Raw genomic sequence first — 15,564 nt, 5'->3', positions numbered from 1 at the left:
GGACGGGACAGGACGGACGCCTCCCCGGCCGCCGTCGCACGGGCCGCACTATAGCCTGTGACCGCTTCCGCACATCGTCCCCGGCGCGCGCTTTCTGCGTTCCACCGATGCGCGAATGCTTCTCGGCCCGCCGCGCATCGCCATGGCTGGCTACGCTGCGCGCATGCCGCACCGCCACGCCTCGCACAGCCGCCATCCCGAACGCCACCGCTCCCAGCGCGTGGGCTGGCTGCGCGCGGCGGTGCTCGGCGCCAACGACGGCATCGTCTCGGTGGCCGGCGTGGTGGTCGCCGTGGCCGCCAGCGGCGCCGGCACCGAGGTGGTCCTGGCCACCGGCGTGGCCGCGCTGGTCGCCGGGGCGATGTCGATGGCCGCCGGCGAGTACGTCTCGGTGCAGTCGCAGGCCGATACCGAGGCGGCCGACCTGGAGGTCGAGCGCCGGGAACTGGAAGCCGAACCGCACCATGAACTGGCCGAACTGGCCCGCATCTACGTCCGCCGCGGATTGAGCCCGGAACTGGCCCGGCAGGTGGCCGAGCAGCTCACCGTCCACGACGCGCTCGGCGCCCATGCGCGCGACGAGCTCGGCATCACCGAGGCGTTGCGCGCGCGTCCGCTGCAGGCCGCGCTGGCCTCCGCCGCCGCATTCACCGCCGGCGCGGCGCTGCCGATCGGCGCCGCGCTGCTGGCGCCGGAGGCGCGCGTGGGCCCGGTCACGACCGCGGTGACCCTCGCCGGGCTGCTGCTCTCCGGCGGCGTGGCCGCCCGCCTCGGCGGCGCGCCGGTGCTGCGCGGCGCGCTGCGGGTCGGCTTCTGGGGCGCGCTGGCGATGGCGGCTTCGCACCTGATCGGCGGGCTGTTCGACGTGGCGGTGTGAGCCGCCCGCATCCCCATCCCTGGCAGCCACCGCCCACTGCAGGAGCACAGTTTGCTGGCGACATGGGCATCGGAACCACGAGGGCGTCGCCTGGGCCGACGGCGTCGGGTCGCCGGCTGAACCCGGCTCCTACAACAGCCACCGCGCGGCCGCTCGTCTGTAGGAGCTGACTTCAGTCGGCGACACGGGCGTCGGAATCACGAGGGCGTCGCCTGGGCCGATGGCGTCGGGTCGCCGGCTGAACCCGGCTCCTACAACAGCTGCGACGACGCCGCTCTTCTGTAGGAGCTGACTTCAGTCGGCGACACGGGCGTCAGGACAACGAGGGCGTCGCCTGGGCCAGCGGCGTCGCGTCGCGGGCAAGCCCGGCTCCTACAACAGCTCCAGCCAGCCGGCGACCACCGCGCGCGCCTCGTCCACGCCCTGCTTGGTCTCGCTCGAGAACGTCTGGACCCCAACCTGGCCGATGCCGGCCGCGGCCAGCTCCTTGCGCACGCCCTGCAGCGCCTGCGCCTGCTGGCCGCGGCCGAGCTTGTCGGCCTTGGTCAGCAGGGCGTGGGCGGGCAGGCCGCGCGCCACCGCGTAGTCGAGCATCTGCCGGTCGTAGTCCTTGAGCGGATGGCGGATGTCCATCACCACCACCAGCCCGCGCAAGGCCTCGCGGCGCTTGAACCAGCTGTCCAGGAACCCCTGCCAGTGCGCCTTCATCTCCATCGGCACCTTGGCGTAGCCGTAACCGGGCAGGTCGACCAGGTAGCGCTCCGGCGCCACTTCGAAATAGACCAGCTGCTGGGTGCGGCCCGGGGTCTTGGACACCCGCGCCAGCGCGTTCTGCCGGGTCAGGGCGTTGAGCGCGCTGGACTTGCCGGCGTTGGAGCGGCCGGCGAAGGCCACCTCGAAGCCGCCGTCGGGCGGCAGTTGTGCGGGCGTGTGCGCCGAGCCCAGGTAGCGGGCCTTCTCGAGTGGATTGGACATGGGCATAGGATCGCACGGCGCGGGCCGGGCTTCGTCCACGGCGGCCGGCGCCGGGCCGTTTCGTTGACCGTCGCGCCCCGCGGCAGGGATAATCCCGACGTTTCGCGGTCGCCATTCCCATGTGGGGCGGCCGCCTGGATCGGGTTCCCGGAGCTTTAGCATGCGCCACGCTCGCGTTTTCGCCCTTGCCGGACTGGCCGTCGCGGTCACCGCCGTCGCCGCCTACGCCGCCCAGACCACGGTGGTGCCGGTACCGGACAACGCGCCGGTGCAGACCGCGCCGCTGGAGGTGGACCTGAGCAAGACCCACTGGGGCGACGCCGAGGCCGGCGAGGCCATCGCCGCGCCCTGCGCCGCCTGCCACGGCGTCGACGGCAATTCGGTCGATCCGATGTACCCGCGCATCGCCGGCCAGAGCGAGCGCTTCATCGCCAAGCAGCTGGCCCTGTTCGCCAGCGGCGAGCGCCACGGCGGCCTGGCCGCGGTGATGATCCCGTTCGCCCAGGCCCTGAGCCCGCAGGACATGCGCGACGTGGGCGCGTTCTACGCCCGGCAGAAGGCGGCCGCCGGCGTGGCCGACGACAGCGAGGTCACCGACGGCGCCTACGCCGGCCTGAAGTACTTCGAGATCGGCCAGCAGCTGTTCCGCGCCGGCGACGCCGAGCGCGGCATCCCGGCCTGCGCGGCCTGCCACGGCCCCAGCGGCGCCGGCAACCCGGGTCCGCCGTACCCGCACGTCGGCGGGCAGATGGCCGAGTACACCGTGCGCCGCCTGGAGGAATACCGGGCCGGCACCACCAGCGAGAAGGATCCGGCCTCGTTCCACATCATGGCCAAGGTCGCCAACAAGCTCACCGACCAGGAGATCGGCGCGCTGGCCAGCTACCTGCAGGGCCTGCACGACCGGGCCGACGACGTCGAGGTCGCCGCCGCCGGGCCGGGCTACTGAAACTTCGCGGCGCCGGCGCGGTCTGATGGCCGCGGTCCATCTCTCCCGGCTCCATTGCCCATAATTCGCGCCGGCCCCGTGGCCGGCGTCGTTTTTTCCGCCGGATGCCGGAAGCGTCCACCCCACCCGGAGACCCATCGATGAAGGCCCTGCTGACCGGATTCCTGCTTGTGGCCCTGGCCTGGCTGCCCGCCGCGGCTGGCGCGGCCGAGCCGCCGCAGGCCGGCCGCGACTACGTCGAGATCCCGGGCGGCCAGCCCTGGGCGGCCAAGCCGGGCCGGGTCGAAGTGGCCGAGGTGTTCGGCTACTCCTGCCCGCACTGCGCGCACCTGGAGTCCTTGCTGAAGCCGTGGAAGGCCAAGCTGCCGCGCGACGTGGACTTCGTCGCGGTGCCGGCGGCCTTCGGCGGCCCCTGGGACGCCTGGGCCCGCGCCTACTTCGCCGCCCTGAACCTGGGGCTGGCGTCGCGCACCCACGACGCGGTGTTCGACGCGGTCCACAAGACCGGCGCGCTGCCGCGCAACCCCAGCGCGCAGGAACTGGCGACGTTCTATGCCCGCTACGGCGTCGACGAGGACCGCTTCCGCGCGGCGATGGCCGACCCCCAGGTGGACGCGCAGCTGCGCCGGGCCGCGGAGCTGGCCCGCGCCTGGGACCTGGAAGGCACCCCGGCGGTGGTCGTCAACGGCCGCTACCGGGTGCTCGGCCGCTCCTTCGAGGACATGCTGCGCATCACCGACTGGCTGGTGGCGCGCGAGCGCCAGGCCCAGGCCGGGCCCTGATCCGGCGGCCGGCGATGCCGACCCGGCATTGACGGCCCATGCCCCACCCTTCCGTTTCCAGGAGAGCACCCATGAGCAAACGCCACTTCATCAGCCTGACCCTGCCGCTGCTGCTGGCCCTGACCGCCTGTTCCGGCCCGCAAGCCCCGGCGCCGGACGCTACGCCGGCACCACCCGCCACCGCGGCCACTCCCGAAACCGCGCCCGCCGAGACCGCGTCGCCGGCCGAAGCCACGCCGCCGGCCGAACAGGCTGCGGCCGAGCCGGCCGCCGAAGCCGCCCAGGCGCCGGCACCGGCCGCCCCGCGTGGCCCGGCGCCGGTCGCCGGCGTGGACTACGTCGAGATCGCCAACGGCCAGCCGTTCCAGCCGGCCGCCGGCAGGATCGAAGTCGCCGAGGTGTTCGGCTATACCTGCCCGGCCTGCGCCCAGTTCGAACCGGTGTTCCAGTCCTGGAAGAAGCGCCAGCCGGCCGACGTGTCGGCGATCCAGGTGCCGGCCGCGTTCGGTGGCTACTGGCTGCCGTACGCGCGCGCCTTCTACGCCGCCGAGGCGCTGGGCGTGCTGCCGCAGAGCCACGACGCGATGTTCAACGCGATCCACGTCCAGCGCAGCCTGCCGGTGAACAACAACGTCACCGCCGAGCAGATCGCGCCGTTCTACGCCCAGTACGGCGTGGACGCCAAGCGCTTCGCCGACACCTACAACAGCTTCGGCGTGGACGCCAAGATGAACCGGGCCAGGCAGTTCGCGGTGAAGACCCGGGTCGAAGGCACCCCGTCGCTGGTGGTCAACGGCAAGTACACCGTCTCGGTGGACCAGCAGGGCTACGAGAAGATGCTCAACACGGTCGACTGGCTGGTGGCGCAGGAGCGTGGCGGCGCGAACTGACGCGCCGCCTCCCCCCGCATGGGCTCCCCCACGCCCGCACCCGTCCCCGACACGCGCCCGGCCGCCGCCGCCGCGACGGCCGACGCGCGCACGCTGCGCCTGCTCAGCGCCAACATCCAGGCCGGTTCCAGCACGCGCCGCTACAGCGACTACTTCACCCGCAGCTGGTCGCACGCGCTGCCGGCCGGCAGCAAGCGCACCAGCCTGGACGCGATCGCGCAGCTGGCCAGCGGCCACGACATCGTCGGCCTGCAGGAAAGCGACCCGGGCAGCCTGCGCTCGGGCTTCACCAACCAGACCCACTACCTGGCCCAGCGCGCCGGCTTCCACTACTGGACCCACCAGCCCAACCGCAGCGTCGGCGGCGTGGCCTCCAGCGCCAACGGCCTGCTCAGCAAGCTCGAGCCGGTGCGCACCGCCGACCATGCCCTGCCCGGCCGGATCAAGGGCCGCGGCGTGCTGCTGGCGCACTTCGGCGACGACCGCGAGGGCCTGACCGTGGCCGTGGCGCACCTGTCGCTGGGCGCCCGCTCGCGGCTGGCACAGCTGTCGTTCATCGCCGAGGTGCTGCAGGACCATCCCAACTCGGTGCTGATGGGCGACTTCAACTGCCTGCCCGACCAGCCGGAGATGGGCGTGCTCTACCGCAAGACCACCCTGCGCCCGCCCGAGTGCGTGGTGCCGACCTTCCCCAGCTGGAAGCCGCAGCGCGCGATCGACCACATCCTGGTCAGCGGCGACCTGCGCTGCCTGGGCTCGCAGGCCTTCCCCGCCGCGTTTTCCGACCACCTGGCGCTGGCGATGGAGATCGAGGTGCCGGAGAGCGCGCTGCGGACCTGAGCGGTGCCCATCGTGCGCCGCGGTTCCGTGGGAGCCCGTCTTGCGACACGCCATGCCGGCACAGGCGACGCCCTCATGGTCCCGACGCCCGTGTCGCCGACTGAAGTCAGCTCCTACAGGAGAGCGGCCGCGCCGCGGCTGTTGTAGGAGCCGGGTTCAGCCGGCGACACGACGCCGTCGGCACAGGCGACGCCCTCATGATCCCGACGCCCGTGTCGCCGACTGAAGTCAGCTCCTACAGGAGAGCGGTCGCGCCGCGGCTGTTGTAGGAGCCGGGTTCAGCCGGCGACGCGACGCCATCTGCACAGGCGACGCCCTCGTGGTCCCGACGCCCGTGTCGCCAGCAAGCTGGGCTCCTACAGAACAGCCGACGCTACCGGTGTAGGAGCCAGGCTTGCCCGCGACCCGACGCCGCCAGCACAGGCAACGTCCTCATGATCCCGACGCCCGTGTCGCCGACTGAAGTCAGCTCCTACAGGAGAGCGGCCGCGACGCGGCTGTTGTAGGAGCCGGGTTCAGCCGGCGACCCGACGCCGTCGGCACAGGCGACGCCCTCATGATCCCGACGCCCGTGTCGCCGACTGAAGTCAGCTCCTACAGAAGAGCGGCCGCGTCGTGGCAGTTGTAGGAGCCGGGTTCAGCCGGCGACCCGACGCCGTCGGCACAGGCGACGCCCTCATGATCCCGACGCCCGTGTCGCCCACTGAAGTGGGCCCCTACATGGGTCACCGGCTCCCGGGAAGCAACGCCACGGCGACGCATCTTGGTGGCGGCCGCCATGGCTAGTCCGGCGACGGCGCCCAGCGCACCTCGCAGCAGGCACCTTCCGGCCGCTGCGCGAGCGCGACCTGCCAGCCGATCCGGGCCGCCAGCCGCTCCACGATCCGCAGCCCCAGGCCGAAACCGGACGACGCGGCCGCGGGCGGCGGATTGTGCAGGACCAGCCCGCCCTCGTCCGCTTCCAGCGCGATGACGCCCTCGCCGCCATGCTGGATCGCATTGAGCAGCAGGTTGGCCAGCAACGCCTCGACCGGCTCCCACGGCGCGTCCCAATGCAGCCCGGGGTCGACCCGCAGTTCGATCGACTGGCCGCGCACCGCCGCCAGCGGCCGCAGCTCCTCGACCAGCCCGGCCAGGCCGGTCGCCGCATGCGTGCGTCCACCTTCCAGGGCGGCATCGCCGGCCAGCCAGAGGATGGCGTTGCTGGCTCGCGTCAGCCGTTCCACCGCGCGCTGCATCCGCGCCAGCGCCGGCGCATGCGCCGGCGATTCGGCCAGCAGCGCCACGCTGGTACGCGCCGACTGCAGCGGCGTGCGCAGTTCATGGGCCAGGAACGCCAGGGTCTCGCGCTCGCGCTCCACCGCGGCGCGCTGCTCGCGCCACACGCCGGCATGCAGCCGCAGCAGCTCGCCGAACTCGCGCACCGGCTCGCGCTGCGCCAGCGCCTCCAGGGCCTGCGGATCGGGACTGTCGAGCACCTGCCGCATCAATCCGCGCACGCGCTGCACCGTGCGCGCGACGAAGGCGCGCGCCAGCACGTAGGCGCACAGCAACGACAGCGACAGCAGCGCGAACGCATAGGCCAGGCCGACCGGCAGGCGCGGATTGATGGTCAGTTCGTCGGTCACGTCGTACACCAGCACGAACGGCCGGCCGTCGGCGGTCCGCGACGACAGCGCGTGCACGTAGCGGCCGTCGGCGCGGCGGAATTCGGCGATGCTGCCCGGCTTGCGCGCGTCCAGCGGCGTGCGCAGGTCCGCCGGCAGGCCGGTCCATTCCAGCACCTGGAAACCGGCGGGCAGCGAAGCCGGCGCGGCGGCGGGATCGGCCACCGTGGCAGCCACCGCACGCAGGCGCCGGTCGATGAAGCTGTCCTCCAGCACGAACAGCAGCAGCAGCGCGATCGCGGCCGACGACAGCGACAGCACCGCGGCGAAGGCCATCCAACGGCGCGCCAGCGCCTGCTGCAGGCTATGCCGCCGCATCGCCGGGCGCCTCCGCGACGAAGCGGTAGCCCACGCCGCGCACGGTGCCGATCAGCGGCTCGCCGAAGCGGCGTACCAGCTGCTGGCGCAGCTGGTAGACGTGCATGCGCAACGGGTCGCTGCCGGGCGGGCCGTCCTCCCACAGCAGCGCGCACAGTTCTTCGCGCGGCACGCAGCCGGGGCTGGCCTCCATCAGCCTGCGCAGCAGCGCGAAGCCGGTGGCGTGCAGCGGCAGGGTCGCATCGCCGCGGCGCAGCAGATGCCCGCTCAGGTCGAGCTCATAGGCGCCGGCGCGCAGGCCGACGCCGCCGCTGGCCGGCACGTGCGCCACGATCGCCCGCGCGCGGGCCAGCAGTTCGGCGGGCGCGAACGGCTTGACCACGTAATCCACCGCGCCGGAGTCGAACGCCCCCAGCTTGTCCTCCAGCGCGCCGCGCGCGGTCAGGAACAGCACCGGCGCGCGCAGCCCGTGCTCGCGCTTGAGCGAGCGGCACAGCGACAGGCCGTCCTGGTCGGGCAGGTTGACGTCCAGCACCACCAGGTCGAATGCCTGCGCCTGCAGGCGCGAGCGCGCCTGCGCGGCGGTATAGGCGAAATCCACCTCCAGGCCATGCACGCCCAGGTAGTCGCCGATGCCGGCGGCGATGTCGGCATCGTCCTCGACCAGCAGCACCTTCAGTGGCCGTTCTTGCGTCCGCATCCTTCCATCCCGCCCGGGCATGCCGGCCGCCGCATGCCGGCACCGCTGCGAGTGTACCCAGTCGCGCAGGCGTCCCGCGGCGGCGCCAGGCCGCGCTTCATCCCCGCGCCAGCCGCTGCAGCCGCCAGGCATCGCCCGGGTGCCCCTGCATGGCGGCCACCAGTGCGTGCATCAGCAGCAGCCGCTTGTCGGCATCGGGCAGCTGCTTCCTCAGCCGCAGCGCCGCGTCGATGCCGTCGCGCCGGTAGGCGTGCAGCACCTGCACCGCCAGTTCCTCGCCGCTGCGTTCGCGCACGACCGGTTCGTGGCCCAGCGCCCGCACCATCGCCTCGGCGACCGACCAGGTCGACCACGGGTTCTGCCCGGTTACCACGCGGCCGTCGACCACGGTGTTGTCCAGGTACATCGCCCCTTCGACGAACTGCGCGCCGGCCCGCTCCAGCCCGTCCTGCAGCAGGAACGGGAACACCGCGCGCGCGTCCTTGATCAGGAACAGTTCCTCGGCGTTGGTGAAGCCGGTGACGCGCCGGTCGCGCAGCAACGGCGTTCCGTCGTCCAGCACCACCTCGAGCAGCGCGGCCAGGCCGTGGCAGACCGCGCCGACCACGCCGCCGGACTGGTAGACGGTGCGGACCAGATCGTGGATCGCCGGGTTGCCGGGGAAGTCGAACATGGTGCCCTTGCCGCCGACGAAGTACACCGCCGCATAGGCGGACGGATCGACCGAGGCCAGCGGCAGGGTGGCGGCCAGCTTGCGCCGCGCCTGCGGATCGTTGAGGAAGGCGTAGTCGGCCGCGACCATGTCGTCGTCGGTGCGCATCGGCGGCTCGCCGCCGTCCGGGCTGGCGATGTCCACCTCGTAGCCGTTGGCGAGGAAGGTGTAGTACGCGCGCGACAGCTCGGTCAGTTCGTAGCCGCCGCGTCGGCCGCTGTCGCCGAGTGATGCGGTGCTGGTAACCACCGCCAGTACCCGGCCGCGGGGTTCGGCCGGCGCATGGAGGAACGCCAGCTCGGCCACGGTGCTGCCGGGGTCGGCCAGCGGCTGGCTGTCCAGGTCCAGGCCGTGCCACCAGAGGCCGATGGCCGCCGCCAGCACGACCACCACTGCGAGTCCCGACAACGCCAGCCGCTTGATCCACTTCCACATGCCGCATCTCCCGCCGAACCGTCACACGATGGGCGGCAATGCTGGCGCGGCGATGTAGAACCAGGATCAAGGCGGCGTGTGCTGCTTGCGGGCAGGAGCGATTCTTCGGCGATCCGATGCCGTCGGCACAGGCGACGTCCTCATGATTCCGACGCCCGTGTCGCCGACTGAAGTCAGCTCCTACAGAAGAGCGGCCGCACTTCGGCTGTTGTAGGAGCCGGGTTCAGCCGGCGACCCGACGCCGCCGGCACAGGCGACGCCCTCATGATCCCGACGCCCGTGTCGCCGACTGAAGTCGGCTCCTGCAGAAGAGCCGGCGGCTCAGAACCCGTAGCGCAGGAAGCCGCCATCCACCGCGATGCACTCGCCGGTGACATAGCTGGCCGCCGGCAGGCACAGGAACGCGACCGCGCCGGCCACCTCCTCCGGCTCGCCGACCCGGCGCATCGGCGTGCGCCCGATCACTTCCTCGTAGTAGTCCGGGTCCGAGAGCGGGCCGGAGGTGCGGCGGGTGCGGATGTACCACGGCGCCACCGCGTTGACGCGGATGCCGTCCTCGGCCCATTCGGCGGCCAGGTTGCGGGTCATCTGGTGCAGCGCGGCCTTGCTCATGCCGTAGACCACGCCGCTGCGCACGTGGGTCAGGCCCGACACGCTGCCGACGTTGACGATGCTGGAAGCCGCGTGTCGCGACAGCAGCGGATGCGCATAGCGCGACAACTCGAAGGCCGAGAACAGGTTGGTCTCGAAGATCCCGCGCCACTCGTCCTCGGTGTAGTCCACCGCGGCCTTGGTGAGGTTGCCGCCGGCGTTGTTGACCAGAATGTGCAGGCCCTCGCCCTGGTCCTCGGCCCAGTCCAGGATCGCCTGCCGGTCCTCGTCGTCGGCCACGTCGGCGGCCATGGCCAGGATGTCCTGCGCCGGATGGCGATCGGCCAGTTCGTCGCGCGCGTCCTGCAGCGGATCCTCGTCGCGCGCGACCAGCAGCAGGTGCGCGCCCAGCGCGGCCAGTTCGCGCGCGATCGCCAGGCCGATGCCGGCGCTGGCGCCGGTCACCAGCGCCAGTTGCCCGTCCAGCCGCCACCGGTTCGTCTGCATGGGCGTAGGATAGCCCGCTCCTCCCGTCCCGGAGCGCGTCGATGTCCAGGTCCGACCGTCCCTTCCGCAACGCATCAGCCATCGGCGTGCCCGCCCTGGTCCTGTGCGCGGTCGCACTGGCCGCCTGCCGCGCCGAACCGCCGCCGACCGAACGGCCGCCCGAACCGCAGGCGCAGGCACACACCGAACTGCGCGACGCCATCCAGGCGCCGCAGGACAAGGCGCGCGCGGTGGAGCAGACCCTGCAGGAAGCGGCCGAGCGGCAGCAGGCGCAGGCCGAGGACGCCGAAGGCGGCTGAGGCGGCGCCGTTGCTGTCCTGTAGGAGCCGGGTTCAGCAGGCGACCCGACGACGCCGGCACAGGCGACGTCCTCATGATCCCGACGCCCGTGTCGCCGACTGAAGTCAGCTCCTACAGAAGAGCGGTCGCGCCGGGGCTGTTGTAGGAGCCGGGTTCAGCAGGCGACCCGACGACGCCGGCACAGGCGACGTCCTCATGGTCCCGACGCCCGTGTCGCCGACTGAAGTCAGCTCCTACAGAAGAGCGGCCGCGCGGTGGCTGTTGTAGGAGCCGGGTTCAGCCGGCGACCCGACGACGCCGGACAGGCAACGTCCTCATGATCCCGACGCCCGTGTCGCCGACTGAAGTCGGCTCCTACAGAGGCAGGGACGTCGGAATGGCACGGCCGCGGCGCCGGATCCGGCGCCGCGGAAGGTTGCGCGCTACAGCCCGCAGAAGCAGTAGGCCAGCGACTTCACCGGCGCGCCGTTGCGGTCCTTCAGCGCGTTCTCGACGAAGCGCAGCTGCGCCTCGGTCTCCGGCATCGTCCGCACCAGCGCGGCGCGGGCCAGGCCCGAATCCTGCAGCAGCGCCGCGCCGATCCGGCTGCCGGCGAAACTGGCCAGGAACTGCGCGAACGGCGTGGCTGGCTTGTCGATGTAGGTCACCCGGAACTTGCCCTTCTCGCCCAACTCGGCACGCGCGGCCGCATCGGCGACCGCATCACGCAGGTCGCCCAGTTCGTCGACCAGGCCGCGTTCCTTGGCCTGTGCGCCGCTCCACACCCGGCCGCGGGCGACCGCGTCGACTTCCTCGACCGGCTTGCCGCGCGCGGCGGCGACCTTGCCGGTGAAGTCGGCGTAGCCCTTGTCGATCACCGCCTGGATCACCCGGCCCACTTCCGGATCCATCGGCCGGGTCACGTCGAACGCGCCGGCGAAGCGGGTGGTGCTCACGCCGTCGGTGTGCACGCCGATCTTGTCCAGGGTGCGGGTGAAGTTGGGGATCAGGCCGAAGATGCCGATCGAGCCGGTGATCGTCGACGGATCGGCGTAGATCCGGTCGGCGTTCATGCTGATCCAGTAGCCGCCGGAGGCGGCCAGGTCGCCCATCGACACCACCACCGGCTTGCCGGCGGCCTTCAGCAGCTCGACCTCGCGGCGGATCTGCTCGGAAGCGAACACCTCGCCGCCGGGCGAATCCACCCGCAGCACCACCGCCTTGATCTGGTCCTCGTCGCGCGCATGGCGCAGCAGCGCGGCGGTGGACTCGCCGCCGATGCGGCCGGCCGGCTGGTCGCCGCCGGTGATCTCGCCTTCGGCCACCACCACCGCCACCTGCGGCCGCTTGTCCACCGGCAGGCGCCGGCTATCCAGCTGGGTCAGGTAGCCGCCCAGCGAGACGTTGCGGAAGCCGCGGTCGTCGTCCTCGTCGGCCACGCCGCGCTCGGCCAGCAGCGTGTCGACTTCCTCGCGGGTCTTCAGGCCGTCGACCAGCTTCATTTCCAAGGCATGGCGGGCGATGTCGCCGCCGGCCGCCTCGATGCCGTCGGGCAGCGCGTCGATCTGCGCGGCCAGCTGCGCCGGATCGAGCTTGCGCGCAGCACCCACGTCGGCCAGGTAGCGCTGCCAGACGTCGTTCATCCAGTACAGGTCCGCTTCCTTGGCTTCCGGCGAGGCCGCGTCGAGGATGTACGGCTCGGCCGCGGACTTGAACTCGCCGACCCGGAACAGGTGCACGTCCACGCCCAGCTTGTCCTGCAGGCCGGTGCGGAAGTACTGGCGGTAGCGACCCAGGCCCTCCAGCAGCAGTCCACCCATCGGGTCCAGGTAGATCTCGTCGGCCTGCGCCGCCAGCAGGTACTGGCCCTGGCTGATGCCTTCGCCGAAGGCGACCACCTGCTTGCCCGAGGCGCGCAGCTCGGCCAGCGCCGAGGCGACTTCGCGCATCGAGGCCATGCCCGACGGCTGCAGCTTGTCCAGCTGCAGCAGCACGCGCTCGATGTGCTTGTCGTCCCTGGCCGCCTCGATCGCGCGCAGCAGGTCGCGCAGCTGCACTTCCTCGCTGGAGCGGTCGCCCAGCGCGCGCGACAGCGCGCGGGAGACCGGGTCGGCGGTGTACTGCTCCACTATCCGGCCTTCCGGCGCGATCACCAGGGTGGTGCGCTCCTTCAGCGGCTGCACGCCGCGGCCCTTGCCGACCGCGGCGACGAACACGATCAGCAGCAGGAACAGCAGCCCGAAGAACAGCAGGTTCACGATCAGCCGGCGGGTGAAGTTCATCACGTCCCACAGCCCGACGAAGAAGGTGGCGACGGGATTGCGGCGCGGCAGGGGGGGCGGGTTCATCGGACAACGGCTCCGGCAGGCGGGATACGGACCACGGCATGCAGGATAGCCGCTGCGCCGGTGCCTTTCATGCGCCTGAAGTCAGGGTGCCGACGGACGAGGACGTGGGCGGCACCGGCGGCGGCAGGTGCCGCAGGCGCCAGGCCAGGCGCGCGCCCATCAGCACCGCCGCCGCGGCCAGGCCGACGATCAGGCCGGTCCACATGCCCTGCGGCCCCCAGCCCAGGCCCAGGCCGAGCCCGGCCCCCAGCGGCATGCCCAGGCCCCAGTAGGACACCATGGCCAGGAACATCGGCACCCGGGTGTCGCGCAGGCCGCGCAGCGAGCCGGCCGACATCACCTGGATGCCGTCGGGGAACTGGAACGCGGCCGCGTACAGCAGCAGCACCGAGGCCAGCGCCGCCACCGCCGCGTCGCGGGTGTAGACCGCGACGATGGCGTCGTGGCCCAGCAGCAGGATCGCCGCCGAGCACAGCTGGGTGGCCAGCACGATCACGTAGCCGGCGCGGGCGGCGCGGCGCACGCCGGCCGGGTCGCCGGCGCCCAGGGCGTGGCCGACGCGCACGGTGGTCGCCTCGGCCAGCCCCATCGGCACCATGAAGCACAGCGCGGCGACGTTGATCGCGATCTGGTGCGCGGCCGCCGGCACCTCGCCCAGCCGCGCGATCAGCAGCGCGGTGGCGATGAACAGCCCGCCCTCCATCAGCACGGTCACCCCGATCGGCAGGCCGGTGGCGAGCAGGCCGCCGATCACCGCCCGGCGCGGCGGTTCCAGGTGCGAGAACAGGCCCAGCGCCGCGAACCGGGGCGAGGTCCACAGGTAGGCGGCGAAGGCCAGCGCCTGCAGCCACATCACCGTGGCCGAGGCCGCGCCCAGCCCGGCCGCGCCCATCTCCGGCAGCGGGCCGATACCGAAGGTCAGCGCATAGCCCAGCGGCGCCAGCACCGCCAGCCCGCCGAAGCCGATCAGCATGGTCGGCAGCGTCCAGTGCAGGCCTTCGCTGAGGTAGCGCATGCAGAAGAACAGGGTCAGCGCCGGCACGCCCCAGCGCACCGCGTGGCAGAACGCGGTCGCGCCCGGGATGATGTCCGCGGCGATGCCGAACGCGCCCAGCGCCAGCGGCACCGCGCTGAGGAACGCGAACATCAGCAGCCCCAGCGCCAGCGCCAGCCACAGCGCCTGGCGGAACACCGGCGCGATCTCGTGGCGGCGGCCGGCGCCGTCCAGCTGCGAGACCGAGGCGGTCAACGCGATCAGCGTGCCGATCGGCACCATCATCGGCAGCCACAGCAACGCGGTGCCGACCGTGACCGCGGCCAGCGTGCGCGTGCCGTGGTGCCCGGCGATGACGGCATCGACGAAGTTGATCAGGCCGGTCGACACGTGGCCCAGCACCAGCGGCAGGGCGAGCGTGGCGGTGGCGCGCAGTTCGCGGCCGAAGCGCGGCGCGGGGGAGGCGGACATGGAAGGCACTGGACGCGGGCTGCGGTCGTGCGGCGGGCACTGGCACCGGGCTCCGGCGGGCCGCTATCTTACCTGCCGCCCACGCACCGCCACCAAGACCACCCACCATGAGCCAGAGCCCTCCTGCGGCCTGCGAGAACTGCACCGCGCCGCTGCAGGGGCTGTTCTGCCATGCCTGCGGCCAGGCCGCGCACAGCCCGGTGCGCAGCTTCGCCCACGCGGTCGAGGACGTGTTCGAATCGTTCTGGCACCTGGACGGGCGCATCTTCCGCACGCTGCGGCGGCTGCTGTCGCCCGGCACCCTGGCCAACGACTACCTCGCCGGCCGCCGCGCACCGTACGTGGCGCCGATGCGACTGTTCGTGATCCTGTGCCTGCTCACCTTCTTCGTCGGCAAGCTGGTGGATTTCGGCGGCACCGCCGTCGCGCCGTCCATCGAGATGGAGGACACGGGCGTGCAACGGGAGCTGTCGCGGGCCACCACGGTGGCCGAGGTGGAGGCGATCCGCGACCGGGCGGTCGCCGACCTGGAGCAGGCGCACCGGGAAATGCCGGCCACCTTGGCGCCGGTGACGCGTAGCGGGTTCGAGCAGGGCATCGGCGCGGTCCGGCGCCAGGCCGACCGCCGCCTGGTCCAACTCGGTGCCGCTCCGGCCGCGCCAGCGACCCTGCCACCTGCGGACACGGTCTGGGTCTCCACCGACACGCCAGCCGACGGCTGGCTGGCGCGGCAGCTGCAGCGCATCGAGCGCAACGCACCCCGGTTCCAGCAGGATCCGACGCTGTTCAAGTACGCCTTCATGGGCAGCGTGCCCTCGGCGCTGTTCGTGCTGGTGCCGGTATTCGCGCTGCTGCTGAAGCTGTTCTACCTGGATTCGCGCCGCCTCTACCTCGAGCACGTGGTGGTCGCGCTCTACAGCCACGCGTTCCTGTGCGTGGCGCTGCTGGGCCAGTTCGCGCTGCTGGCGCTGGACCACTGGATCACGCCACGGCTGGCCCTGTTCGGGCCCGTCTCCGACGTGCTGGCGATGTCGCTGTGGCTGTGGATGCCGGCCTACCTGCTGCTGATGCAGAAGCGGGTCTACGGCCAGGGCTGGCTGCGGACCGGGGTCAAGTTCTTCGTGCTGGGCAACCTCTACGCCACCCTGCTGGTGATCGCCGCGATGGCCCTGGTGGTCCTGAGCCTGGTCCGGGCCTGAGCGCGGGCGCGGATCGGCGCGACCGCGGCG

Annotated in this window: 14 protein-coding genes; 7 read left to right on the top strand and 7 right to left on the bottom strand. The window is 72.3% G+C overall.

The features are described from left to right. Nucleotides 1-142: 142 nt before the first annotated feature. Complete coding sequence (locus WQ53_RS09545; protein ID WP_236685850.1) at nt 143-877, top strand: VIT1/CCC1 transporter family protein; 735 nt, start codon at nt 143-145, stop codon at nt 875-877. A 372-nt stretch (nt 878-1,249) separates the two neighbouring features. Here WQ53_RS09545 and yihA read toward each other — a convergent pair whose 3' ends face one another. Further along, on the bottom strand, nt 1,250-1,852 hold the full coding sequence (gene yihA, locus WQ53_RS09540) for a ribosome biogenesis GTP-binding protein YihA/YsxC (RefSeq protein WP_052631949.1): 603 nt from the start codon (nt 1,850-1,852) through the stop codon (nt 1,250-1,252). A gap of 160 nt (nt 1,853-2,012) precedes the next feature. On the opposite strand from yihA, the gene WQ53_RS09535 reads away from it, so the two are divergent. The 4 genes from WQ53_RS09535 to WQ53_RS09520 all read left to right on the top strand — a co-directional run bounded on the left by WQ53_RS09535 (nt 2,013) and on the right by WQ53_RS09520 (nt 5,313). Beyond that, nucleotides 2,013-2,801 carry a c-type cytochrome gene (locus WQ53_RS09535; protein ID WP_052631948.1) on the top strand — a complete coding sequence of 263 codons (789 nt, stop codon included), beginning with the start codon at nt 2,013-2,015 and terminating at the stop codon, nt 2,799-2,801. A gap of 140 nt (nt 2,802-2,941) precedes the next feature. Then, entirely contained in the window at nt 2,942-3,583 is a 642-nt protein-coding gene (locus WQ53_RS09530) for a thiol:disulfide interchange protein DsbA/DsbL (RefSeq protein WP_052631947.1), read from the top strand. A 71-nt stretch (nt 3,584-3,654) separates the two neighbouring features. Beyond that, nucleotides 3,655-4,473, top strand: a complete 819-nt coding sequence (locus tag WQ53_RS09525; protein ID WP_052631946.1) for a thiol:disulfide interchange protein DsbA/DsbL — start codon at nt 3,655-3,657, stop codon at nt 4,471-4,473. Between the two features lie 99 nt (nt 4,474-4,572). Continuing rightward, nucleotides 4,573-5,313 (top strand): endonuclease/exonuclease/phosphatase family protein, encoded by a 741-nt coding sequence (locus WQ53_RS09520; RefSeq protein ID WP_052634023.1) that lies wholly within the window; start codon nt 4,573-4,575, stop codon nt 5,311-5,313. A 782-nt stretch (nt 5,314-6,095) separates the two neighbouring features. On the opposite strand, the gene WQ53_RS09515 is transcribed toward WQ53_RS09520, so the two are convergent. The 4 genes from WQ53_RS09515 to WQ53_RS09500 form a co-directional block, all read right to left on the bottom strand. After that, nucleotides 6,096-7,298, bottom strand: a complete 1,203-nt coding sequence (locus WQ53_RS09515; RefSeq protein ID WP_052631945.1) for a sensor histidine kinase — start codon at nt 7,296-7,298, stop codon at nt 6,096-6,098. Then, the gene (locus WQ53_RS09510) at nt 7,285-7,998 is read right to left on the bottom strand and encodes a response regulator transcription factor (protein ID WP_052631944.1); all 714 of its coding nucleotides are present in this window, start codon (nt 7,996-7,998) and stop codon (nt 7,285-7,287) included. The genes WQ53_RS09515 and WQ53_RS09510 overlap by 14 nt, the downstream gene beginning before the upstream one ends. Nucleotides 7,999-8,095: 97 nt before the next feature. Beyond that, nucleotides 8,096-9,145 (bottom strand): type 1 glutamine amidotransferase domain-containing protein, encoded by a 1,050-nt coding sequence (locus WQ53_RS09505; RefSeq protein WP_052631943.1) that lies wholly within the window; start codon nt 9,143-9,145, stop codon nt 8,096-8,098. A 321-nt stretch (nt 9,146-9,466) separates the two neighbouring features. Continuing rightward, entirely contained in the window at nt 9,467-10,243 is a 777-nt protein-coding gene (locus WQ53_RS09500) for an SDR family oxidoreductase (RefSeq protein ID WP_052631942.1), read from the bottom strand. A gap of 41 nt (nt 10,244-10,284) precedes the next feature. Between WQ53_RS09500 and WQ53_RS09495 the strand changes: the two genes are divergently transcribed. After that, entirely contained in the window at nt 10,285-10,542 is a 258-nt protein-coding gene (locus WQ53_RS09495) for a hypothetical protein (RefSeq protein WP_236685849.1), read from the top strand. A gap of 423 nt (nt 10,543-10,965) precedes the next feature. On the opposite strand, the gene sppA is transcribed toward WQ53_RS09495, so the two are convergent. Together sppA and WQ53_RS09485 are read right to left on the bottom strand one after the other, a co-directional pair. Beyond that, complete coding sequence (gene sppA, locus WQ53_RS09490) at nt 10,966-12,870, bottom strand: signal peptide peptidase SppA (protein WP_052631941.1); 1,905 nt, start codon at nt 12,868-12,870, stop codon at nt 10,966-10,968. 67 nt (nt 12,871-12,937) lie between these two features. Further along, on the bottom strand, nt 12,938-14,335 hold the full coding sequence (locus tag WQ53_RS09485) for an MATE family efflux transporter (protein ID WP_052631940.1): 1,398 nt from the start codon (nt 14,333-14,335) through the stop codon (nt 12,938-12,940). A gap of 107 nt (nt 14,336-14,442) precedes the next feature. Between WQ53_RS09485 and WQ53_RS09480 the strand changes: the two genes are divergently transcribed. Next, nucleotides 14,443-15,534 (top strand): DUF3667 domain-containing protein, encoded by a 1,092-nt coding sequence (locus tag WQ53_RS09480; protein WP_052631939.1) that lies wholly within the window; start codon nt 14,443-14,445, stop codon nt 15,532-15,534. Nucleotides 15,535-15,564 lie beyond the last annotated feature (30 nt).

The organism is Pseudoxanthomonas suwonensis, from assembly GCF_000972865.1.
Taxonomy (GTDB): Bacteria; Pseudomonadota; Gammaproteobacteria; order Xanthomonadales; family Xanthomonadaceae; genus Pseudoxanthomonas; species Pseudoxanthomonas suwonensis_B.
The sequence above is the reverse complement of the archived record's forward strand: the minus strand, read 5'-3'. Positions and strand labels throughout refer to the sequence as shown.

What these genes read in the sequence shown, in the direction of transcription:
- WQ53_RS09485 (WP_052631940.1), bottom strand. Translation starts at nt 14,335, where the DNA reads ATGTCCGCCTCCCCCGCGCCGCGCTTCGGCCGCGAACTGCGCGCCACC.
- WQ53_RS09535 (WP_052631948.1), top strand. Translation starts at nt 2,013, where the DNA reads ATGCGCCACGCTCGCGTTTTCGCCCTTGCCGGACTGGCCGTCGCGGTC.
- WQ53_RS09525 (WP_052631946.1), top strand. Translation starts at nt 3,655, where the DNA reads ATGAGCAAACGCCACTTCATCAGCCTGACCCTGCCGCTGCTGCTGGCC.
- sppA (WP_052631941.1), bottom strand. Translation starts at nt 12,870, where the DNA reads ATGAACCCGCCCCCCCTGCCGCGCCGCAATCCCGTCGCCACCTTCTTC.
- WQ53_RS09500 (WP_052631942.1), bottom strand. Translation starts at nt 10,243, where the DNA reads ATGCAGACGAACCGGTGGCGGCTGGACGGGCAACTGGCGCTGGTGACC.
- WQ53_RS09515 (WP_052631945.1), bottom strand. Translation starts at nt 7,298, where the DNA reads ATGCGGCGGCATAGCCTGCAGCAGGCGCTGGCGCGCCGTTGGATGGCC.
- WQ53_RS09510 (WP_052631944.1), bottom strand. Translation starts at nt 7,998, where the DNA reads ATGCGGACGCAAGAACGGCCACTGAAGGTGCTGCTGGTCGAGGACGAT.
- WQ53_RS09530 (WP_052631947.1), top strand. Translation starts at nt 2,942, where the DNA reads ATGAAGGCCCTGCTGACCGGATTCCTGCTTGTGGCCCTGGCCTGGCTG.
- WQ53_RS09545 (WP_236685850.1), top strand. Translation starts at nt 143, where the DNA reads ATGGCTGGCTACGCTGCGCGCATGCCGCACCGCCACGCCTCGCACAGC.
- WQ53_RS09480 (WP_052631939.1), top strand. Translation starts at nt 14,443, where the DNA reads ATGAGCCAGAGCCCTCCTGCGGCCTGCGAGAACTGCACCGCGCCGCTG.
- yihA (WP_052631949.1), bottom strand. Translation starts at nt 1,852, where the DNA reads ATGTCCAATCCACTCGAGAAGGCCCGCTACCTGGGCTCGGCGCACACG.
- WQ53_RS09505 (WP_052631943.1), bottom strand. Translation starts at nt 9,145, where the DNA reads ATGTGGAAGTGGATCAAGCGGCTGGCGTTGTCGGGACTCGCAGTGGTG.
- WQ53_RS09495 (WP_236685849.1), top strand. Translation starts at nt 10,285, where the DNA reads ATGTCCAGGTCCGACCGTCCCTTCCGCAACGCATCAGCCATCGGCGTG.